Annotated in this window: 18 protein-coding genes; 9 read left to right on the plus strand and 9 right to left on the minus strand. The window is 67.3% G+C overall.

All coding sequences use genetic code 11. The features are described 5' to 3' along the window. The first annotated feature begins 45 nt into the window (after positions 1 to 45). Positions 46 to 1,266 (plus strand): MFS transporter, encoded by a 1,221-nt coding sequence (locus NV2_RS02630; protein WP_157102708.1) that lies wholly within the window; start codon positions 46 to 48, stop codon positions 1,264 to 1,266. Here NV2_RS02630 and NV2_RS02635 read toward each other — a convergent pair. From NV2_RS02635 to NV2_RS02655, 5 genes are all read right to left on the minus strand, one after another. After that, complete coding sequence (locus tag NV2_RS02635; RefSeq protein ID WP_067868494.1) at positions 1,255 to 1,995, minus strand: 16S rRNA (uracil(1498)-N(3))-methyltransferase; 741 nt, start codon at positions 1,993 to 1,995, stop codon at positions 1,255 to 1,257. The genes NV2_RS02630 and NV2_RS02635 overlap by 12 nt on opposite strands. A 15-nt stretch (positions 1,996 to 2,010) precedes the next feature. Next, positions 2,011 to 3,165: a molecular chaperone DnaJ gene (gene dnaJ / locus NV2_RS02640; RefSeq protein ID WP_067868496.1), complete on the minus strand. Its 1,155-nt coding sequence runs from the start codon at positions 3,163 to 3,165 to the stop codon at positions 2,011 to 2,013. A 52-nt stretch (positions 3,166 to 3,217) separates the two neighbouring features. Further along, a complete protein-coding gene (gene hrcA, locus NV2_RS02645) occupies positions 3,218 to 4,249 on the minus strand; it encodes a heat-inducible transcriptional repressor HrcA (RefSeq protein WP_067869285.1) in 1,032 nt (343 codons plus the stop codon). Between the two features lie 179 nt (positions 4,250 to 4,428). After that, on the minus strand, positions 4,429 to 5,625 hold the full coding sequence (gene hemW / locus NV2_RS02650) for a radical SAM family heme chaperone HemW (RefSeq protein WP_067868499.1): 1,197 nt from the start codon (positions 5,623 to 5,625) through the stop codon (positions 4,429 to 4,431). A 76-nt stretch (positions 5,626 to 5,701) separates the two neighbouring features. After that, on the minus strand, positions 5,702 to 5,935 hold the full coding sequence (locus tag NV2_RS02655; protein WP_067868502.1) for a hypothetical protein: 234 nt from the start codon (positions 5,933 to 5,935) through the stop codon (positions 5,702 to 5,704). 215 nt (positions 5,936 to 6,150) lie between these two features. Here NV2_RS02655 and NV2_RS32920 point away from each other — a divergent pair, with 215 nt between their 5' ends. From NV2_RS32920 to NV2_RS02680, 6 genes are all read left to right on the plus strand, one after another. Continuing rightward, the gene (locus tag NV2_RS32920; RefSeq protein ID WP_373863525.1) at positions 6,151 to 6,252 is read left to right on the plus strand and encodes an Ms4527A family Cys-rich leader peptide; all 102 of its coding nucleotides are present in this window, start codon (positions 6,151 to 6,153) and stop codon (positions 6,250 to 6,252) included. Between the two features lie 131 nt (positions 6,253 to 6,383). Further along, a complete protein-coding gene (locus NV2_RS02660) occupies positions 6,384 to 8,150 on the plus strand; it encodes a nitrite/sulfite reductase (protein ID WP_067868504.1) in 1,767 nt (588 codons plus the stop codon). 13 nt (positions 8,151 to 8,163) lie between these two features. Further along, the gene (locus NV2_RS02665; RefSeq protein WP_067868507.1) at positions 8,164 to 8,880 is read left to right on the plus strand and encodes a phosphoadenylyl-sulfate reductase; all 717 of its coding nucleotides are present in this window, start codon (positions 8,164 to 8,166) and stop codon (positions 8,878 to 8,880) included. Continuing rightward, positions 8,859 to 9,791 carry a sulfate adenylyltransferase subunit CysD gene (gene cysD, locus NV2_RS02670; RefSeq protein WP_157102709.1) on the plus strand — a complete coding sequence of 311 codons (933 nt, stop codon included), beginning with the start codon at positions 8,859 to 8,861 and terminating at the stop codon, positions 9,789 to 9,791. The genes NV2_RS02665 and cysD overlap by 22 nt, the downstream gene beginning before the upstream one ends. Continuing rightward, positions 9,791 to 11,080, plus strand: coding sequence for a sulfate adenylyltransferase subunit 1 (locus NV2_RS02675; RefSeq protein ID WP_067868514.1), 1,290 nt, complete (start codon positions 9,791 to 9,793; stop codon positions 11,078 to 11,080). Before cysD ends, NV2_RS02675 begins: the two co-directional genes overlap by 1 nt. An 88-nt stretch (positions 11,081 to 11,168) precedes the next feature. Beyond that, positions 11,169 to 11,924 carry a sirohydrochlorin chelatase gene (locus NV2_RS02680; protein WP_281198511.1) on the plus strand — a complete coding sequence of 252 codons (756 nt, stop codon included), beginning with the start codon at positions 11,169 to 11,171 and terminating at the stop codon, positions 11,922 to 11,924. Between the two features lie 137 nt (positions 11,925 to 12,061). Here the strand turns inward: NV2_RS02680 and NV2_RS02685 are convergent, their stop codons facing one another. The 4 genes from NV2_RS02685 to NV2_RS02700 all read right to left on the minus strand — a co-directional run bounded on the left by NV2_RS02685 (position 12,062) and on the right by NV2_RS02700 (position 18,398). Next, a complete protein-coding gene (locus NV2_RS02685; RefSeq protein ID WP_245662405.1) occupies positions 12,062 to 12,850 on the minus strand; it encodes an HAD family hydrolase in 789 nt (262 codons plus the stop codon). A 107-nt stretch (positions 12,851 to 12,957) separates the two neighbouring features. Further along, the gene (locus NV2_RS02690) at positions 12,958 to 15,345 is read right to left on the minus strand and encodes an Hsp70 family protein (protein WP_168436068.1); all 2,388 of its coding nucleotides are present in this window, start codon (positions 15,343 to 15,345) and stop codon (positions 12,958 to 12,960) included. A gap of 447 nt (positions 15,346 to 15,792) precedes the next feature. Next, positions 15,793 to 17,376: an FAD-dependent oxidoreductase gene (locus NV2_RS02695; protein ID WP_067868520.1), complete on the minus strand. Its 1,584-nt coding sequence runs from the start codon at positions 17,374 to 17,376 to the stop codon at positions 15,793 to 15,795. 14 nt (positions 17,377 to 17,390) lie between these two features. Next, positions 17,391 to 18,398 carry an AurF N-oxygenase family protein gene (locus NV2_RS02700; RefSeq protein ID WP_067868523.1) on the minus strand — a complete coding sequence of 336 codons (1,008 nt, stop codon included), beginning with the start codon at positions 18,396 to 18,398 and terminating at the stop codon, positions 17,391 to 17,393. 281 nt (positions 18,399 to 18,679) lie between these two features. On the opposite strand from NV2_RS02700, the gene NV2_RS02705 reads away from it, so the two are divergent. After that, the gene (locus tag NV2_RS02705) at positions 18,680 to 19,342 is read left to right on the plus strand and encodes a GntR family transcriptional regulator (RefSeq protein ID WP_067868526.1); all 663 of its coding nucleotides are present in this window, start codon (positions 18,680 to 18,682) and stop codon (positions 19,340 to 19,342) included. After that, the gene (locus tag NV2_RS02710) at positions 19,339 to 20,643 is read left to right on the plus strand and encodes an MFS transporter (RefSeq protein ID WP_067868529.1); all 1,305 of its coding nucleotides are present in this window, start codon (positions 19,339 to 19,341) and stop codon (positions 20,641 to 20,643) included. The genes NV2_RS02705 and NV2_RS02710 overlap by 4 nt, the downstream gene beginning before the upstream one ends. Positions 20,644 to 20,701 lie beyond the last annotated feature (58 nt).

The following is a 20,701-nucleotide window of genomic DNA, read 5'->3' on the forward strand; positions in this document are numbered from 1 at the left end:
ATTATGCATTTCCTTTCCTAGCAGCGGCGGACCACTGTGGACATCATGAGCACCGCCGTGACCACCGCGCCCGCCACGTCGACCGTCGACTCGCGGCGCGAGCGGCGCATCACACTGGCCCTGTTCGCGGCCGGGCTCACCACCTTCGGTTCCATGTACAGCGCCCAGGCCCTGCTCCCGAGCCTGTCGGCCGCCTTCGACGCCACACCCGCACAGGCCGCCCTCGCGGTCTCACTCACCACGGGCATGCTGGCGGTGGCGATCGTCCCGGTGAGCGTGCTGTCGGGCCGCTTCGGCCGGACCCGGGTGATGGTCGTATCCGCGGTGGTGACCAGCATCATCGGATTGTTGCTGCCGTTCAGCCCGAATCTCGAGGTGCTGCTGATCGGGCGGGCGATCGAGGGAATCGCGGTGGCCGGCGTCCCCGCGGTGGCGATGGCCTATCTGGCCGAGGAGATCGGTTCGGCCGGATTGGGCGCCGCGATGGGCGTGTACGTTTCCGGCACCACCATCGGCGGACTCGCGGGCCGGTTGATCCCGGCCTTCACCCTCGATTTCGCGACCTGGCGGTGGGGTGCGGGGATATTCGCTGTCGGCGCCGCCGCATGCACGCTGTGGTTCGTGCGGATGCTGCCGCCGTCGCGGAACTTCGTCCCGCAACCGCTGGGCGTGCGTGCGCTGGCCCGCGACCTCGCCGACCAACTGCGCAACCGCTCGCTCCTACCGCTGTTCGGGCTGGCTTTCCTGTTGATGGGCGGGTTCGTGTCGGTCTACAACTTCCTCGGCTACCGGCTCGTCCACGCACCGTTCGAGTTGTCCGCCGCCACCGCGGGGGCTGTATTCCTGATGTATCTGTCGGGCACCGTGTCCTCCACCGTCGCCGGCCGCCTGGCCGACCGGCTGGGCCGGTTACCCGTGGTGGCGACCTCCGTGGTGACCATGGGCGCCGGGCTCGCGCTCACCATCCCCGACAACCTGGTGATCCTGCTGATCGGACTGCTGCTGTTCACCGCGGGATTCTTCGGAGTGCATTCGGTGGCCAGCGCCTGGGTCGGCGCCACCGCGCAGGGCAATCGGGCCGCCGCGTCCTCGCTGTACCTGTTCGCCTATTACCTGGGCAGTTCCATCGTCGGCGCGCTGGCGGGGCTGGCCTACAGCTGGCACGGCTGGGTGGGTGTGGTGGCCTACGTGGGCGTCCTCGTTGCCGTCGCGGCCGCCCTGACGGTGCGACTCGGCGTCATGCGGTCCGTTCCGTCACCACCGTGAGGTGAGGGGCCCCAGCGCTCCCAGCGCGACAGCCGCCGCGGTCGAGGTGCGCAGCACGGTGGGTCCCAGCAGCGCGACGTCCGCACCCGCCTCGGTGAGCGCGGCCAGCTCCGAATCGTCCAGCCCCCCTTCGGGGCCCACCACCAGCACAATCGGCGCGGAGGCGGGGAACGGGAGGTCGGCGAACCGCCCCGTGGCCGATTCGTGCAGTGCGATGACCAGACCACCGGCAGCGACGGTATCGCGAACCAGTTCCAGCACATCGACGGTGCTGGACAGCTCGGTCACCTCGGGGATGTAGGCGCGCCGGGACTGCCGTGCCGCCGCGCGGGCAGCCGCACGCCACTTGTCGACGCCCTTGCGCGCCTTGGCCTCCCAGTTCGCGACACAACGGGATGCCTGCCACGGCACGATCGTGTCCGCGCCTGCCTCGGTCATCAGCTCGACCGCGAGCTCGGAGCGGTCCGATTTCGGCAATGCCTGTACCACCGTCACCGGGGGATGCACCGGTGCGGTGACGGCACGATCGAGGACCTTCAGCTCCAGCCGATCCCGACCGGTGGCAACGACTTCGGAGGTGGCGAGCAGGCCGGCACCGTCGGACAGCGTGATCTGCTCGCCGACCCGAATCCGCCGCACGGTGGCTGCATGACGCCCTTCGGCTCCGTCGAGTACCGCGACCGCACCGGCAGGCGGTATCTCCTCGAGGTAGAAAACCGTTGCTGCCACAGCGCTACGATCCGGTCAGCGACCGCTGAACGAGGCCCGCAACCGGGCGAACAGTCCACTGTTGTGCTCGGATTGCGCCGACAGCACCTCGGTGTGCTCGTTACCGCGCGTCGACTGATACTTGCGCAGCAGATCGGCCTGCTTACCGTCCAGCTTCGACGGGACCACGATATCCAGATGCGCCACCAGATCACCGCGCGAACTGGAGCGCAGCTTCGGCATCCCGTGTGCACGCAGCACCGAGACCTCGCCGGGCTGGGTGCCGGCCGGAATGCTCAGCTCGGTCGGGCCGTCGAGAATAGTGTCGATGACGACCGTGGTACCGAGTGCGGCATCGACCATCGGGACCCGGATCGTGCAGTGCAGATCGTCACCGTCGCGGACGAAGGTGTCGTGCGGCTGTTCGACGATCTCGACGTACAGGTCACCGGCCGGACCGCCACCGGGACCGATCTCCCCCTGGGCGGCCAGCCGCACCCGCATACCGCCCGCCACACCGGCCGGAATCGGAGCGGCGATCTCACGGCGGGACCGCACCCGGCCGTCGCCACCACATTTGCGGCACGGATCGGGGATCGTCTCACCGGCACCGCGACAGGTCGGGCACGGCCGCGAGGTCATCACCTGACCGAGGAACGACCGCTGCACTGTCTGTACCTCACCGGCACCACCACAGGTCTCACAGCGCACCGGCTTGGATTTGCCGTTGGTGCCCGCGCCCTGACACAGGTCGCACAGCACCGCGGTGTCGACGGTGAGATGTTTGGTCACGCCCACGGCACATTCGGCCAGGGAAAGCCGGGTGCGCAGCAGCGAATCCGCGCCCGGCTGCACCCGTCCGCGTGGCTTGCGCGCGCCGCCACCGCCGCCGTTCATGCCGCCGAAGAAGGCCTCGAACACATCGCCCAGACCACCGAAACCGGCACCGGAGAATCCGCCGCCGGCACCGGCCGACTCCATGGGGTCGCCGCCCATGTCGACGATGCGTCGCTTCTCGGCGTCGGTGAGCACCTCGTAGGCGGTGGACACCTCGCGGAACCGCTCCTGTGCCTCCTGATCGGGGTTGACGTCGGGGTGCAGTTCCCGGGCCAATTTCCGGTAGGCGCGTTTGATCTCCTGGTCGGAGGCGTTACGCCCGACGCCGAGGATTCCGTAGTAGTCCCGTGCCACTTGAGTCTCTAGTCCTGTTCCGAATGTTTTGGTTCAGCATTGCCGTGCGTGCTCATCGTTCCGAGAGCACCTCGCCGATGTAGCGGGCGACCGCGGCCACCGAGGCGATCGTGCCGGGGTAGTCCATTCTGGTGGGTCCGACGACCCCCATACCTCCCAGCACGGTACCCGGCATACCGTACCCGGTGGACACGACGGCGGTCCCCCGCATCTGCTCGACCATGGTCTCCTCGCCGATCTGCACCGTCACCGTGCCGGTCTGCTGTGAGGCGGCCAGTAGCTTCAACACCACCACCTGCTCTTCGAGCGCCTCGAGCACCGCGCGCAGCGAACCGGGGAAGCCGAAATCACCGACGTTGCGGGTGAGGTTCGCGGTTCCGCCCAGCACCAGCCGCTCCTCGGGGTGCTCGACGAGGGTCTCCACCAGCACCGTCGACACCCGGACCAGCACATCACGCAAGCGGACCGGGGCATTCTCGGGAAGCGCGGCAACCGCCGCGGAGGCCGCGGCCAGACGTTTACCGTCCATCGCCTTGCCCAGCATGCCGCGCAGCGCGGCGAGGTCGTCGTCGTCGAGCACATCGCCCAGATCGACCAGCCGCTGATCGACCCGCCCGGTATCGGTGATCACCACGAGCAGCAACCGGGCCGGAGTGAGGGCCACCACTTCCAGATGCCGCACCGTGGACGCCGACACCGTCGGGTACTGCACCATGGCGACCTGCCTGGTCAGCTGGGCCAGTAACCGGACTCCGCGGCGCAACACATCGTCGAGATCGACACCGCTTTCGAGGAATTCCATGATCGCGCGCCGTTCCGCATTCGACAGCGGCTTCACCTCGGCGATGTTGTCGACGAACTGCCGGTACCCCTTGTCGGTGGGAATACGCCCGGAGCTGGTGTGCGGCTGGGCAATATAGCCCTCTGCCTCCAGCACCGCCATATCGTTACGCACCGTCGCACTGGACACACCCAAGTTGTGCTTGTCGACCAGCGTTTTCGACCCGATCGGCTCCTTGGTCGCGATGTAGTCGGCGACGATCGCACGCAGGACCTCGAGCCGCCGTTGCTCGGTGCTCGACATCGGCCCCACCTCCTTGCTCGCCTTCGGGTCCGCACAGCTGCATACGGGCAGCAACAACCACACGGATTCCGGTTGATCCGAATCCAGTTTAGTTCCTGTGCATCGCGGCGCGTGTATGTGACGTCACACTGCACCTGTACGGAGCGGAAATACCGGAACTCCGTACGGCGGCGAGCAGCTCAGACGAGTAGGGACCGCACTACGCCGTCGGCGAGCAGCCGGCCGCGGTCGGTGAGAATCAGCAGTCCGTCGTGAATGTCGGCGAGCCCGTCGGCAACCACTTCCTCGGATGCCGCGCGCCCCTCGGCATCCAACGCCTCGAGCGGCAACCCGCTGCGCAACCGCACCCCGAGCATGACCCGCTCGGTGTAGCACTCCTCGGCGGTGAGGGCCTCCCATCCGGCGACCGGGAGTCCGCCCTGGGCGACCCGCTCCGCATACCGGCCCGGATGCTTCACATTCCACCAGCGCACACCGCCCAGGTGACTGTGGGCGCCGGGGCCGGCACCGAGCCAGTCGCCGCCGTCCCAATAGCCGATGTTGTGCCGGCAGCGCGCGGAATCGGTTGCGGCCCAGTTGGAGACCTCGTACCAGGTGAGCCCGGCCGCGGACAGGCGCGTATCGATGCGTTCGTAGCGCGCGGCGAGAACGTCCTCGTCGGGGGCGGGGAGTTCGCCGCGGCGCACCTTGCGGGCCATGGCGGTGCCGTCCTCGACGATCAACGAATACGCCGAGACATGGTCGACTCCCGCGGACAGGACGGCATCGAGGCTCGCGTCCAGGTCGGCGTCCGATTCGCCCGGTGTGCCGTAGATCAGGTCCAGATTGACGTGGTCGAAACCGGCGGCACGAGCTTCCCCGGCAGCAGCGACGGCACGGCCGGGAGTGTGCGTGCGATCGAGAATGCGCAGCACGTGGGTGGCCGCCGATTGCATTCCCAGCGAGATACGGGTGTAGCCGGCGGCGCGCAACCGTTCGAAGAACGGCAGGTCGGTGGACTCGGGATTCGACTCCGTGGTCACCTCGGCATCGGCGGCGAGGGTGAAGTTCGCACGCACGGCGTCGAGTACCTCGGCCAGGCCGTCACCGCCCAGGAGCGAGGGGGTGCCGCCACCGACGAAAATCGTGGACACCGGCGGCACGGCACTGGGCAGGTCAGCGAAGGCTGTTGCAGCGGAACACAATTCGCCGCGCAATGCCTCCAGCCACGATTGCGGTGACGCTGAGGTGCCCAGTTCCCCGGCCGTATAGGTGTTGAAGTCGCAGTAGCCGCAACGCGTCGCACAGAACGGCACGTGCACATAGATCCCGAACGGACCGCCGCCGAAATCACGCAGCACCGGCGTGGCGATGGATTCGGGAGCGAAAGCGGTCACCCCACCAGTGTGCCTGCCGTAGGCCGGTGACTGCCGCCACACCCCGGCGACATTGTGGACACCGCCCCCGAGCCGGTCAGTCCGCGGCGAGTACCGGACCGGCCGGTGCAGCCTCGGAGTGCTGCCCGGATTCGGCGTCCAGGCCCAGCATCTGCAGCAATGCGGTGCAGTCGGCCGCGTCGATCGAATGCCCGGCAACGGTCCTCACCGCCAATGCGTTGCGGCGCTCGGTTTCGGCCTTCTCGGCGGCGCGAGTTTCGGCGAACTCGCCCTGCTCGTGGACAAGTGTGACGCGGCGTTCCTGCGACATGGATCTCCTCGGGTCGATTCGAACCCTACGCCACCACTGCGACGACCCGCCCGGTGGCGGACAGATGCCTCGAAAATCCGGCGTGCGCGACCGGGGCCGAGCGCCTATGACGCATTTCACAAATCAGGACGCCCGTCCAGGTAATTTCCCGGTTTTTTCCGGAGAATTGCGCCCATCGGTTCGGATCACCCACCTGACATGGCACAATAACTTGCATGACCGGACTTGGAGTACGACTCGTGGCGCGTCGCCATGTCGACTTCAAGCGCGTCTGCAGCGCCAGCTGTCTGCCGGAAAGCCTCCGGAAACTCAGCTAGCTCGGCCTCCCCTCATCCCGGTTCCGGCGTCGTCGACGATGCCGTTCGGTTCGATTCGCTGAATACCGAAGGCGCGAGCCAGCCCCTCCCGCCTGCCGCAAGGCTGATCCATCTTCTTCAGGAGCGACCCTATGACGTCGAGTACCGACGCCGGTCCGACCACGCCCGAATCTCCGCGCCCCGAGCGCGGGGCGCGCGGCGATCGTCCCCGCGCCCAGGCCGGTACGCGGGAACGCACCGGACCGGTTCGCCGCAAGAAATCCGAGGGCCAGTGGGCGCTCGGATACCGCGAACCACTCAACGCGAACGAACAGAGCAAAAAGGACGACCACCCGCTCAACGTCCGTGCTCGCATCGAAAACATCTACGCCAAGGGTGGATTCGATTCCATCGACAAGGCCGACCTCCGCGGCCGCATGCGCTGGTGGGGCCTCTACACCCAGCGTGAACAGGGCTACGACGGCACCTTCACCGGTGACGAGAACCTGGACATGCTCGAGGCGAGCTACTTCATGATGCGGGTGCGCTGCGACGGCGGCGCGCTCAATCGCGAACAGTTGCGCACCCTCGGCGGCATCTCGACCGAGTTCGCGCGCGACACGGCGGATCTGTCGGACCGCGAGAACCTCCAGTACCACTGGATCGAAATCGAGAACGTTCCCGAAATCTGGCGGCGGCTGGAAGAGGTGGGGCTCGAGACCACCCAGGCCTGCGGCGACTGCCCGCGTGTGGTGATCGGCTCCCCGCTGGCCGGCGAATCCCTGACCGAGGTGCTCGACCCCACCTGGGCGATCGAGGAGATCAACCGCCGCTACATCGGTGACAAGAACTATTCGAACCTGCCTCGCAAATTCAAGACTGCGATCTCCGGTCAGCAGGACGTGGTTCACGAAGTCAACGACGTCGCCTTCATCGGCGTCGAACATCCCGAGCACGGCCCGGGCCTGGATCTGTGGGTCGGTGGCGGTCTTTCCACCAATCCGATGCTCGGGCAGCGGACCGGCGCGTGGATCCCGCTCGACGAGGTGCCCGATGTCTGGGAAGGCATCGTCTCGATCTTCCGTGACTACGGTTACCGTCGCCTGCGCAGTAAGGCTCGGCTGAAGTTCCTCATCAAGGATTGGGGCGTCGAGAAATTCCGCGAAGTTCTCGAAGACGAGTACTTGAAGCGCAAGTTGATCGACGGCCCCGCACCCGAAGCGCCCACCCGGATCATCGACCACGTGGGCGTGCAGAAGCTACGCAACGGCCTCAACGCGGTGGGCTTCTCCCCCATCGCCGGACGCGTCTCCGGCACCGTGCTGACGAAGGTCGCCGAGGCGATGGAGAGGTTCGGCACCGACCGTATCCGCACCACCCCGTATCAGAAGCTGATCGTGCTCGACATCGCCGACGACAAGGTCGAAGACCTCATCGCGGAGCTGGAACCGCTGGGCCTGCAGGCGCGCCCGTCGGTGTGGCGGCGGAATCTGGTGGCGTGCACCGGCATCGAGTTCTGCAAGCTGTCGTTCGTCGAAACCCGTAAGCGCTCGCAGGATCTCATTCCGGACCTCGACGAGCGGCTGGCCGATATCAACGCTCAGCTCGACGTGCCGATCACCATCAACATCAACGGCTGCCCCAACTCCTGCGCACGGTCGCAGATCGCCGATATCGGCTTCAAGGGGCAGCTGGTCGACGACGGCGACGGGAATCAGGTGGAGGGCTTCCAGGTTCACCTGGGCGGCGCTCTCGGCTTCAACGCCGCCTTCGGACGCAAACTGCGCCAGCACAAGGTCACCAGCGTCGAAATGGGCGAGTACATCGAGCGGGTCGTACGCAACTTCGTCAAGAACCGTAACGAGGGTGAACGGTTCGCGGAGTGGGTCGTTCGCGCCGACGAAGAAGACCTGCGGTAACGGGAGAATCGATATGGCAACCACTGTGGACAAGCTCGGCGAAGCCGAGTTGCGTACGATCGCCGAAGACGGTGCCGCGCAACTGGGTCCGGACGCATCGGCGACCGACCTGCTGCAATGGACCGAGGACACCTTCGGCACCAACTACATCGTCGCCTCGAACATGCAGGATGCGGTGCTGGTTCAGCTGGCCGCTCAGGTCCGGCCCGGCGTCGATGTCCTTTTTCTGGACACCGGCTACCACTTCGCCGAGACGATCGGTACCCGCGACGCGGTCGAGACCGTGTACGGCGTGAACATCGTCAACGTCGAGCCCGAACACACCGTGGCGCAACAGGACGAGCTGCTCGGTAAGGACCTGTTCGCGCGGGATGCGGCCGAATGCTGCCGGCTGCGCAAGGTGGTACCGCTGAAGCATTCGCTGGCCCCCTACAACGCCTGGGTCACCGGTATCCGGCGAGTAGAGGCGCCTACCCGGGCAGGCGCTCCCCTGATCTCCTTCGACGAGGGCTTCGGCCTGGTGAAGATCAACCCGATCGCCGCCTGGTCCGACGACGAGATGGCCGCCTACATCGACCAGCACGGCATTCTCGTCAATCCCCTCGTGGAAGAGGGTTATCCGTCCATCGGTTGCGCTCCGTGCACGCGGAAGCCGGAACCGGGATCCGATCCGCGAAGCGGCCGCTGGGCCGGCCTCGCCAAGACCGAATGCGGGTTGCACGCCTCATGACTTCAACGGTGACAGACACACAATTCGACACCCTTGCCGCCTTGGAGAGCGAAGCCATCCACATCTTCCGTGAGGTGGCGGGCGAGTTCGAGCGGCCGGTGATCCTGTTCTCCGGTGGTAAGGACTCCACTGTCCTGCTGCATCTGGCGCTCAAGGCCTTCTGGCCCGCGCCGCTGCCGTTCTCGCTGCTGCACGTGGACACCGGTCACAACCTCGACGAAGTACTGGCCTTCCGCGACCATGTGGTCGAGAAGTACGGGCTGCGCCTGCATGTCGCCAGTGTCGAGGAGTACCTCGCCGACGGCCGGCTCACCGAACGCCCGGACGGGATTCGCAATCCGTTGCAGACGGTGCCGCTGCTGGACGCCATCACCGAGAACCGTTTCGACGCGGTCTTCGGCGGTGGCCGCCGCGACGAGGAGCGCTCGCGCGCCAAGGAGCGGATCTTCTCGCTGCGTGACGCGTTCGGCCGTTGGGACCCCAAGCGGCAGCGTCCGGAGCTGTGGAACCTGTACAACGGCCGGCACTCCCCGGGCGAGCATGTGCGCGTATTCCCGCTCAGCAACTGGACCGAGCTCGACATCTGGCGCTACATCGCGCGGGAGAACGTCGACCTGGCGACCATCTACTACGCGCACGAGCGCCCCGTGTACCAGCGCGACGGCATGTGGATGACGCCGGGATCCTGGGGCGGTCCGCGCGAGGACGAGGAGCTGGTCGTGAAGTCGGTGCGGTATCGCACCGTCGGCGACGGGTCCACCACCGGCGCAATACTTTCCGACGCCGCGACCAACGCCGACATCCTCGCCGAGGTGGCCGCGTCGCGACTCACCGAACGAGGCGCCACTCGCGGCGACGATCGCGTATCCGAGGCCGCCATGGAAGATCGCAAGCGAGAGGGCTACTTCTGATGAGCGACCTACTGAGGCTGGCCACCGCCGGCAGTGTCGACGACGGCAAGTCCACCCTGGTCGGGCGGCTGCTCTACGACACGAAATCGGTGCTCGCCGACCAGATCGACGCGGTGACCCGCGCCTCGGTCGACAAGGGTCTGGCCACACCGGATCTGTCGCTGCTCGTCGACGGGCTGCGGGCCGAACGCGAACAGGGCATCACCATCGATGTCGCCTACCGCTACTTCGCCACTCCGCAGCGTTCCTTCGTGCTGGCCGATACGCCGGGTCATGTGCAGTACACCCGCAACACGGTCTCCGGCGCCTCCACCGCACAGCTGGTGATCCTGCTGGTCGACGCGCGAAAAGGTGTGATCGAGCAGACCCGCCGACATGCGGCGGTGATGGCATTGCTGGGGGTGCCGAAACTGGTTCTCGCGGTCAACAAGATCGATCTGGTCGACGACGCCGAGGTGGTGTTCAAGCAGATCGTGAGCGAATTCGGCGAGCTGACCACGAAACTCGGCTGGGCCGACGAGGATGTCGTCGAGATTCCGGTGTCCGCGCTGCACGGCGACAATATCGCCTCCCGTTCGGACAACACCCCGTTCTACGACGGCCCCTCCTTGATCGAGCACCTGGAATCGGTGCCCGTGGATGCCGACAGCACCGGCAGCCACCAGGTGGGCCTGCGCTTCCCGGTGCAGTACGTGATCCGTCCCCGCACCGCCGATTATCCGGATTACCGCGGCTACGCCGGCCAGGTCGCGGCGGGTGTGGCGCACCCGGGCGACGAGGTCGTGGTGCTGCCCTCGGGCACCCGGACCACGATCGAGCGCATCGACACCGCCGACGGCGAGCTGCCGTCCGCACAACCCGGACGCAGTGTGACGCTGCTGCTCGCCGACGACGTCGACATCTCCCGGGGCGACACCATCGTCGCTGCCGCCGACGCGCCCGAGCCGATCGACTCCTTCGACGCGACCGTCTGCTGGCTCGGCGACAAGCCGCTGCGGGCCGGCGCGCGGCTGCTGCTCAAGCACGGCACCCGCACCACCCAGGCGATCGTGGGCGGTCTGATCGAACGATTCGACGAGCAGCGCCTGTCCGCCGATCCGGATCCGGAATCGTTGTCTCTCAACGATATCGGGCGGATATCGGTACGAGCAGCGGAACCGATATCCGCCGACGACTACCGAGTGAACCGGTACACCGGCAGCTTCCTGCTGATCGATCCCGCAGGGGGAAACACTCTGGCCGCGGGCCTGGTCGGCGATGTTCTGACCTCGGTCGAGGTCGGTAACTGAGATGAGTCCGGTCGGCAGGGCTCCCGGGCGCGGACGATGGACCGCGTCACTGGCTCCATGCCCGCCCTCCGGGCTCGACCGCACCACGGTGTCCCCGGAGACGCCCGGCAGCCGGCGCCCCGCGTTCATCGCGGTCGCGCACGGCAGTCGCGACCCCCGCTCGGCGGCGACAATGTCGGCGCTGGTCGGTGAGATCGCGCGAGTGCGCCCGGATCTCGATGTGCGGCTCGCTTTCCTCGACCTGAATACGCCCTCGGTGGAACAGGTCGTCGATGCGGTCGCCGCGCACGGCCACACCGAGGCCGTGGTGGTGCCACTGTTGCTGGGTAGCGCCTTCCACGCCCGGGTCGATCTGCCCGGCATTCTGGCGAACGCCCGCAATCGGCACCCGCTGCTGCGGCTCGTGCAGGCCGATGTCCTCGGTACGGACGAGAGGTTGATCGACGCCCTGCGTGAGCAGGTAGTGGATGCGGGGGCCGATCCGGCCGACACCGGCCTGGGTGTCGCGGTCGCAGCGGTGGGCTCCTCATCGGTGGCGGCGAATCGGATCACCGAACGGGCCGCCGTGGCCGTACGCAACGGCACCGCCTGGCAGTCGGCGATCTGCTTCGCGACCCTGGAACCATCGCTGTCGTCGGCCGTTTCACAGCTCCGAGCCGCAGGCGCTCGACGGGTGATCGTCGCCCCGTGGTTCCTCGCGCCCGGACTGCTCACCGACCGGATCGCGGCCGCCGCACCCGAGTTGCCACATGCGTCCCCCCTGGGTCCGCACCGGTTGCTCGCCGAGGTCGCACGGGATCGCTACCGCACCGCGACCCACCGGCCCCTCGGACTGTCGGCCTGACCCGGACGGCAGTGCCGACCGCCACCGATCAGGACCGGCGGGTACACAGTGGCCGCAGCTCAGGTTGCTTCGACCCGAGGGCCGCCACGGCGTGATCCCGACTGTGGGGGGCCCGGCCGAGACCCAGAGACGGGTGTTCAGTCGGTGAACCAACGCTCCAGCACCAGCGCGGCGCCGTCCGCGGCGATATCCGCGGTGATCTCGTCCGCGATCTCGCGGGCCGCGGGGACGGCATTGCCCATCGCGACCGAATGTCCTGCCCAGCCGAGCATCTCGACGTCGTTGTATCCATCACCGATGGCAAGAGTGTCCTCGGGCGCGACGCCGAGTTCGACCCGGAGTTGTTCCAGCGCCCATCCCTTGGATACGCCCGGCTTGGAAGCGACCAGCCACGCTTCGTCTTCGGCCGGCCACCATCCGGCGCCGGGAAGGTCGAGTTCGCCTACCACTTCCAGCATTTCGGCATGCGTTCGCCCCGGCCAGTACCCGTTGAGCCGGGTCGTGGGTTCGAGGCTCAGTTCGGCATCGTCGACGAAACGGAATTCGCCGAGCCGGAAGCTACCGGGATAGAAGCCGGTGGTCCAGGTGCCGATGCCGACCTTCTCCACCGCGAGCACCATGTCCGGCAGCAGTGCCCGCAGTACCCGGATCGCCCGGCCGGGGTCGAAGGTACGCACCGCAAGCGGCTCCCAGCTCGAAATATCCACGTGCACTGCACCGTTGGAGCAGATGGCGTGCCCGGACTCCAGCCCCAGTTCCGCCATCACCAGCCGTGTCGCCAGCAGAGTACGTCCGGTTGTGATCACCACATGGGTATCCGAGTCCACCGCGGCACGGATCGCCGCGCGCACTCGTGGGCTCATCGGAGCACCCGCCCGCAGGATCGTCCCGTCCACGTCCAGAGCAATCAGCCGAGGCCTGTTCACTGCCTCATTGTTGCCGATCGCAGCACTGCGCCGACATCCCGGTCCGCATTACCCCGCGGTATTCCCACCGCCCCTGCCTGCGATCGGTGGCGTGGGGTGTGTGCGGCTCAGTGCCCGAAGCCACCACCGAAGCCGCCGCCGTGGAAACCACCACCCGGGCCGGTCCCGGCTCCGAGGCCAGGGCTGATCCCACCGCCGGGCGATATCCCACCGCCGGGACCGACACCTCCCGGATGTGCCGGTACGGCCGGGGCACTGTGGGTACCGCCGGGGCCGGTCCCCACCCCGGGCGTCGTACCACCGCCGGGCGCCGGGCCGGTATGCGGCGTGCCGGCGTTGCTCGATGTGCCCGGCCCCGACGCCGGACCGGAAGAGGCCGGGCCCGAAGGGGAATGGGCGCCCCCGGTGGTGGAGTTGTCCGTGGATCCACCGGTGCCGGTCGGCGCCCCCGGCCCGACGGCATCGCCGGACTCCCCGGCATTCGGCTGGGAATTGGTTCCGGGGCCGGTACTGTTCCCGGCACCGTCGGGGTTCCCTGCATGGTTGGAGTTCTGGGCACCGTCCGAGTGCTCGGCACCATTGGTGTTGTTCGCGTTGTTGTTCGGTGTTCCGGCGTCGCCCGGGCGGGTGCCGTCACCGGGTTCGGTCGTATCGCCCGATTCGGTGCCGTTGCCGGAATCGGTACCACTGCCTGCTGTCGCATCGTCGTCCGAGCCGGCGCCGTGACCGGGCTCGGCACCGGTGCCCGAATCGGTGGTATCACCCGAGGTTCCGGTACCGCCGGGATCGGTGCCGGCGTCAGCGTCAGCGTCGGAGTCCGGCGGAACCGTCCCCTCGTTCGCATCGCCACCCTGGTCCGACTGCCCTGGACCGTCCGACGTATCCGCACCGGGCGTGGTGCCCGCCCCGGCACCGTCGTCCGCTCCGGTTCCGGTCGACGGTGCCGTGCCCGGGTTACCGGATGTGCCCGATGCATCGGAACCGTCCGACACCGGCGTATCCGGCCCCTGATCGGAATGCCCTGGTCCCGTCTCGTCGCCGGATCCGCCATCGGGGCCGCCGGGTTCGGGTTCCTCGCCGGGCGGGGTGTCGTCCGCATCGCCGGGATGCACCGGCCATCCCACCCCGGGCAGTGCGCCCATCGCCGCACCTGCTGCCAGCGCGGCAGCCGCGCCGGAGTCGGCGAACGGCAACGGATTACTGAACCGGGCAGGATCGGAGTAGGTTCCGCCCCGCTGCGGCGCACACGGTGTCGCTGGATCAACGGGCCCTGCCCCACGTGCGGTCCAGGCGCGGGACAGATCGTGTGCCGCATCGGCGTAGTCGCGCAGCGCCGGCACTGCGGGGCCCAGCAGCCGGTCGGCACGCGCGGCGAGTGTCGTGAACGCGGCACCGAAGCTGGGGCCGCGCGACAGGTCGCCGACCTGTTCACGCAGGCTGTCGGCCGGACCGGCCAGCGCCGGGCCGAACTCCATGATCGGCCCCTCGGTACCGAGTGGACCACCGCCGATCATGGTGGCCGCCGACATCGCGAGCGCGGAAACGACGGCAGCCGAGCCGACGACTGCCGCGCCACGCACATAGCGATCGGGGTGACTGCCGACCGCGGCGAACCGCGCCGAGGCGATGGCGGCACCGCTCGCCACGGTGTGCGCCGGATCTGCGGAGACGACGACCGGCGGTCCGAGTTCGGCGAGTACCTCCGCGACTTCGGCCGGTCGCGCGGCACCGCCGACCAGAAGAATTCGGTCGATGTCCGCGATGTCGAGACGGGCCCGCGTCAGGCAGTGCCGCACCGCACGAAGGGAATTGCGAACATGTGCGGTGCGCAGTCGCCGGGTGTCCACGGCCGGAACGCTCGCCGACACCGGCGCGGCCACATCGGTGGCCACGACCCGGGCGTACCGCGCCAGCACCGTGCCCAGCGGCCGCCCGCCGTACGCCCTCGACCGCAGCGCCCTGCCCACCACGCCGCGCTGGTTCCATTCGGCCTGGGTCCGGACCACGGCCACATCGAGATTGTTGGCTCCCAGGTCGTAGACCAGTGTCGAACCCGAAGCGCCGGTGCCGTACTCGTTGTCGAGCCATTCGGCGGCGGCCACCGGCTCGGGCATCAGTGTGACGTCGAAAGCGCCGGCGCGGTGCAACGCGTACTGCAACGACGAGAGCTGCTTGTCGGTGTAGCAGGCCGGATAGGTGAGCACAGGTCCGGCCTCGGGCCGGCACGAGGAGATGAGGCTGGTGGCGACCGCGGTCACCAGATCGGCCGACGAGCGAATCCGCCCGCCGAGCATCGCCGGTTCCCGGAACTGCGTGAGATCGGCGAAATCGGTGATCTGCGGGGCGAATCGGGCACTACCACCGACTCGCACCTCCCCCGAGTCGTCGAAGGCCACCGCGGTGCGGCGCATCCGGACCGCCGGCCGGCCGTCACCGGTTGTCGCCGCCCAGACGGAGTTCACCGAACCGATGCTCATGCCGAAGCCAGCACTCATCGCCATCCTGTCAAACGCACCGAGACCACGGCCTCATGACAGTCGGTGCCTGTGGTCGCGGTCGTTTACGAAACAGCGACCACAGGTTAGCTGGTCGGTATCGATTACGGAAACCAAACGGACGGAATTGCTTTCATACCCACCGGTCCATCACGGAAAAGTCCTGATAGACCGATTTTACCGGGAAGTCCGGTGGGCTTTACGGTTTCAAGGCAAGCGAACAAACCTAGAATTTAGCTACCTTCCAGTAAATTCGCTTCATATCAAACCTGAAGTATGTTCAACACCCGCTAATACCGATTCACGAATTGCTCGACAGCGATCAAACAGGATGGCTGAATGGTTGCCGACCGGAAGGGTGCACACCGCGACCACAACGACGTCAGCCCCGGTCCGAACCTCCGACCGGGGCTGACTCGAACACGTGAACCGACGCGACGACGCGAGTCACACGCGAGTGAGCAGCTTTCGCTTCCACCACGGCCGGGCCGTCGTCGCACCGCCGCGAATCACATCCGGGCGGCGCTGCTGCACCAAGCGGTCGAACTCCTCCGCGCCGGACCTAGGCCTGGACAGCCGACCGGCATTGGCATCGTCGACCAGCTGCCGCACGGTCTCCTGCGCACAAGACTTGTTGGTGCCGATGAAGCCGGTCGGTCCGCGCTTGATCCATCCGGTGACGTAGCTCCCCGGCACGGGTGCGCCGGTGACGGACTCCACCACGCGCCCCGCATCGTTCGGGACGACCCCGGCACGCTCGTCGAACGGCAGCCCGGGAACGGCGACACCACGATATCCCACCGAGGTGAGAACCAGTCCCGCATCGAGGGTTTCGGATTCCCCCGTCGCGACGGCCCGCATCACGCCGTCCTCTTCGACGAGTTCGTTACGCGCCAACTCGATTCCGGTCACGGCATCGTGGCCGGTCAGCGCGACCGGAGCGGACAGGTAGCGGAAGACGATGCGCCGGCGGGCACCCGCCGGTCGATCGGCCACCCCGCGCAGCAGCTTCAGCTTCCGGTCGACCTTGTCCGGCAGATCGGCCGACGGTTCGGGAACCTCCCCCGCCACGACGATATCGATATCGGTACCGAGCAGTCCGACGAATTCCGGCACGGTGAACGCGGATTCCGCCGGACCACGGCGTCCCACGATCACCACTTCCTCGATCCGGCTGCGCCGCAGCGCCCGCAGCGCGTGTGGCGAAACCTCGGTATCGACAAGCAGCTCGGGATCCATGGTCAGCATCCGCGCGACGTCCAGCGCGACATTGCCATTGCCGACCACCACTGCGCGACGATGCGACAGATCGACCTCTCGGTCCGCATAGTCGGGATGGCCGTTGTACCAGGCCACGAATTCGGTCGCGGACAGACTGCCGGGCAGCCCCTCGCCGGGGATGCCGAGCTTGCGATCGGTCGACGCGCCGACCGCGTAGATCACGGCGTCGAAGTGATCCTTCAGCTCGTCGTGCGAAATATCCTCGCCGACAGTCACATTCAGATACGAGCCGAAACCGGGCTGCGCGGAGATCACATCGAACAGCCGGCTGACCTGCCGGGTACGAGTGTGATCGGGTGCCACCCCGTGCCGAGCCAGACCATAAGGCACCGGCAGCCGGTCGAACACCGTCACCGACACCTCCGGCTGCGTCAGCAGTTCGTCGGCGGCATACATCGCCGAGGGCCCCGACCCGACGATCGCAACCCGCAACGGGCCGTGCCCGGGAGCCACCTCGGCCGGTGGCACCGGCTGCGCCAGCACCGGGCGCGGCCGATCGAACCGATAGAAGTCGGCATTGATCTCGATGAAGGGCTGCTGTTCGTCGGTGAGCTTCTTCGAGGAGGTGATCGCGTCGACCGGACAGGCGGTCGCGCAGGCCCCGCAGTCCACACAGGACGCGGGGTCCACGTACAGCATCTCCGCGGTCGCGAAATCCGGTTCGTCGGGCGTGGGATGGATGCAGTTGACCGGGCACGCGTAGACGCAGGACGCGTCGCTGCAGCACGACTGGGTGACTACATACGGCACTGTACGGCTACCCTTCAGGCTGCTGCGCGCTTGGTGCGCAACGGTTCCGAGCGGTACCGGCTGGCCGGCCCGTCGATCTTCAACAGCTTCCAGACGTTCTTGGCCACCGGATTCATCAGTCCGAGGTCGTGCGCGAGCGCCCGCACGTCGACGAAGTAGTCCGCGAAGGTCTTACGCGCCTCGGCCGATCCGTAGAACAGTTCCTTGCGCACCTCGTCCGGAATGTCGAACTCCTCGAAGAACGACTTCGGCGGTGTGGCGATGGACCGGCCCAGGATCCACATCACCAGCGGCATGGCCAGCGACAGCACGAAACGCTCGCGCGCATTGCGCTCGGGGACATGCTTCTTCAGGTACTCGTGCGCGAAGGAGATGTGACGCGCTTCCTCGGCCACATGGATCGCCATCACACCGCGCATGATCGGGTGCACGTCCTCACCCGAGCGCAGGATCTGCTTCTGAATGTGGTCGATCGGCTCCTCGCCGGCGAGCACGGCCATGAAGAACAGGTTCGGGAACCAGGAGGCGACCGGAGCGGCGGCGTACTTGAACTTACGCACCAGCGGCCCCATACCCGGAACGTCGATGCCGATCCGGTTGACCATCTCCTGGAACATCAGGGTGTGGTTGTGCTCCTCGATCATCTCGTGGGAGCAGTACCGGAATTCCGGCGAACCGTTCGGCAGGTCGAAGTTGTGGGTCACCATGCCACTGATCAGGATCGACTCGAACTGCAGACCGACCTTGGCCACATTGGCCTGGCGATACTTACCGAGGGCGATCTTCACCTCGTCGGGCAGCGCCAGGTACCACGGGTGGCGCCCCAGCGGATCGGCCGATTCGGGCAGGATCCAGCGATGCTCGCCGGCGTCGGGAGCGAAGTCGGGATTGTCCCAGTCGATGTCGGTGAACGGATCGAAATGCCGGTCGACCGAGCCCTCGGACAGCAGAAGCAGCTTCTGGGCGTATTCCATGGCCTCGGCGACCACAGGGTCCACGTCCGGCGTCGCGGCAACGGACATCGTCGTCACAGCCTCTCCCTCTCGCACGGTTAACTGTTTCCCATGGTTACACCTACAGCGTCGGAGGTCAACAGCAGCCGGGCCGCCCACGGGACACAATCGCGCAACCATCCGAGCCAGACACGAAAACCCCAGTTCACCAGGGACGAAAAAGGTATTACCGGACAGTTTTGTGACTGGCGTCACGGACCGTGAATCGACCTCGGCAAGCCCCGAGAGCGGGCCGCCGGTGTCGACGCCCACATAGATATCCACCCCCACGCAGGGCTAAGCTACAACTTGTGTCTAAGACGTATTCATCGGCCGAGCGTGCCTATCGCGAGATCAAGGAACGCATCCTGACCGGGACCCTTCCCGGCGGAGAGCTGATCAGCGAGGGAGAGATCGCGACAGATCTCGGCACCTCCCGCACCCCGGTGCGGGAGGCCTTCCTCCGACTCGAGACCGAAGGCTGGATGCGGCTGTATCCCAAACGCGGCGCACTCGTGGTACCGATCTCGTCGCACGAGGCCGAACACGTCGCCCACGCACGGTATGTCGTGGAAACCGCAACGGTGCGTGCGCTCACCGGCGACGACCGCACCGCACTCGCCACCACGCTGCGTGATTCGCTGACGCGTCAACGCGAACTGCTGAGTGAACTCACCGAATCCGATCCCCAGGTGCTGGCCCGCTTCGCCACCGAGGACACCGACTTTCACCGCACCTATGTCGTCGCCGCCGGCAATCCGCTGCTCACCGGGTTCTACGACTCGCTACGCGAGCGGCAGCGCCGGATGAACAGCGCCGCCCTGCACCGGGCGCCGGCACATGTCGCCCGCATCGTCGAGCAGCACGCGCAGCTGGCGGACCTGATCGCCGCCGGAGACACCCAGGCATTCGACACCGCGCTCGCCGAACACCTCGCGGGCGTCCATCAGCTGGAATTGAAAGGACTCCGATGAGCGCCCCCGCCGTCGACCACCGATTACCGAACCACCGCACCGTGGGCACCGACCCGCGGGTGTGGTGGGGCGTGGCCGCGGCCGTTTTCGCGATCGCCTGGGGCGGAAACGAGTTCACGCCGCTCCTGGTCATGTACAAGAACGACGGGCTGCCGGTCACCACCGTCAACCTACTGCTGTTCGAATACGTCCTGGGCATCGTGCCGGCGTTGCTGATCGGCGGACCGCTGTCGGATCGCTACGGCCGGCGACGGCTGCTGCGGCCCGCCCCCCTGATCACCGCACTCGGTTCGACCCTGCTCGCCTTCGGTGACGGCGTGGTGCCGATGCTGTCGCTGGGCCGGGTGCTGTGCGGTATCGGCCTCGGCCTGGCCATGGCGGTGGGCAGCAGCTGGATGAAGGAGCTCTCGCAACCACCGTTCGGACCGCAATCCGCCCTGGGCACCGGTGCCCGCCGCTCGGCGATGAGCCTGACCGGCGGGTTCGCGATCGGCGCCGGAGTGGCCGGAGTGCTGGCGCAATGGGCACCGTGGCCCTCGACCCTGGCCTATCTGATCAATGTCACGCTGTGCCTGGCCGCCGCGGTCTGGGTGCGGCGAGCTCCGGAAACCGTTGCCTTGCAGGCGGTCCGGAAACCGCTGGGCGAGGATCTGCGCATTCCGGCGGCCGGGCATCGGCGATTCGTGCGGATCGCGTTGCCGCTGGCGATGTGGCTGTTCACCTCCGCTGCCACCGCGTACGCCATCCTGCCGACACTGGCGGCGGACCGCATCGCGGCCGCGCCGATCGCCTTCTCCGCGCTGATCACCGTAATCACCCTCGGATGCGGCTTCGCCATCCAGTCGGTGGCGCGGCGGCTCGATCTGCCCGGTACCGCGCGCATCGCCGTGTTGTCGCTGCTACTCACCACGATCGGAATGACACTGTCGGTCTATGCGGCGGCATCGCTGGCGCTGTGGGCCGTCGCGATCACCGCCGCCGTACTCGGCTGTGGATACGGCATCGGCCTCGTCGCCGGGCTGCAGGAAATCGAGCGGATCGCACGGCCCGACGACCTCGCCGGACTGACCGCGGTCTTCTATTCGGTCAGCTATCTCGGATTCGGTGCGCCGGTCCTGTTGTCGCTGCTGCACAACGTCTGGAATCTCGGCTATCCGCTGATGTTCGCCGCCGGTGCCGTGATCGCGCTGGGATGTCTGGCGGTGGTGCTTGCCAACTATCGCGACGCGGACCTCGACGTGGTGTCCACCGGCGTATCCGGTGTCGAACCGGCCGTGGGCGCCACCGAATTTGTTCGCTGACGCCCACGCCGGCCACCGGTTCGTGATGTGCCCCGCCCCCGGTAGGGCGCGGGGCACA

The organism is Nocardia vermiculata NBRC 100427 (assembly GCF_001613265.1).
GTDB classification, from domain to species: domain Bacteria; phylum Actinomycetota; class Actinomycetes; order Mycobacteriales; family Mycobacteriaceae; genus Nocardia; species Nocardia vermiculata.

Bases quoted from the DNA above. Each gene is read 5' to 3' on its own strand.
- NV2_RS02630 (WP_157102708.1), top strand. From the start codon at position 46: ATGAGCACCGCCGTGACCACCGCGCCCGCCACGTCGACCGTCGACTCG.
- NV2_RS02710 (WP_067868529.1), top strand. From the start codon at position 19,339: ATGAGCGCCCCCGCCGTCGACCACCGATTACCGAACCACCGCACCGTG.
- NV2_RS02660 (WP_067868504.1), top strand. From the start codon at position 6,384: ATGACGTCGAGTACCGACGCCGGTCCGACCACGCCCGAATCTCCGCGC.
- NV2_RS02665 (WP_067868507.1), top strand. From the start codon at position 8,164: ATGGCAACCACTGTGGACAAGCTCGGCGAAGCCGAGTTGCGTACGATC.
- NV2_RS02675 (WP_067868514.1), top strand. From the start codon at position 9,791: ATGAGCGACCTACTGAGGCTGGCCACCGCCGGCAGTGTCGACGACGGC.
- NV2_RS02700 (WP_067868523.1), bottom strand. From the start codon at position 18,398: ATGTCCGTTGCCGCGACGCCGGACGTGGACCCTGTGGTCGCCGAGGCC.
- NV2_RS02655 (WP_067868502.1), bottom strand. From the start codon at position 5,935: ATGTCGCAGGAACGCCGCGTCACACTTGTCCACGAGCAGGGCGAGTTC.
- NV2_RS02690 (WP_168436068.1), bottom strand. From the start codon at position 15,345: ATGAGTGCTGGCTTCGGCATGAGCATCGGTTCGGTGAACTCCGTCTGG.
- NV2_RS32920 (WP_373863525.1), top strand. From the start codon at position 6,151: ATGACCGGACTTGGAGTACGACTCGTGGCGCGTCGCCATGTCGACTTC.
- hrcA (WP_067869285.1), bottom strand. From the start codon at position 4,249: ATGTCGAGCACCGAGCAACGGCGGCTCGAGGTCCTGCGTGCGATCGTC.
- cysD (WP_157102709.1), top strand. From the start codon at position 8,859: ATGCGGGTTGCACGCCTCATGACTTCAACGGTGACAGACACACAATTC.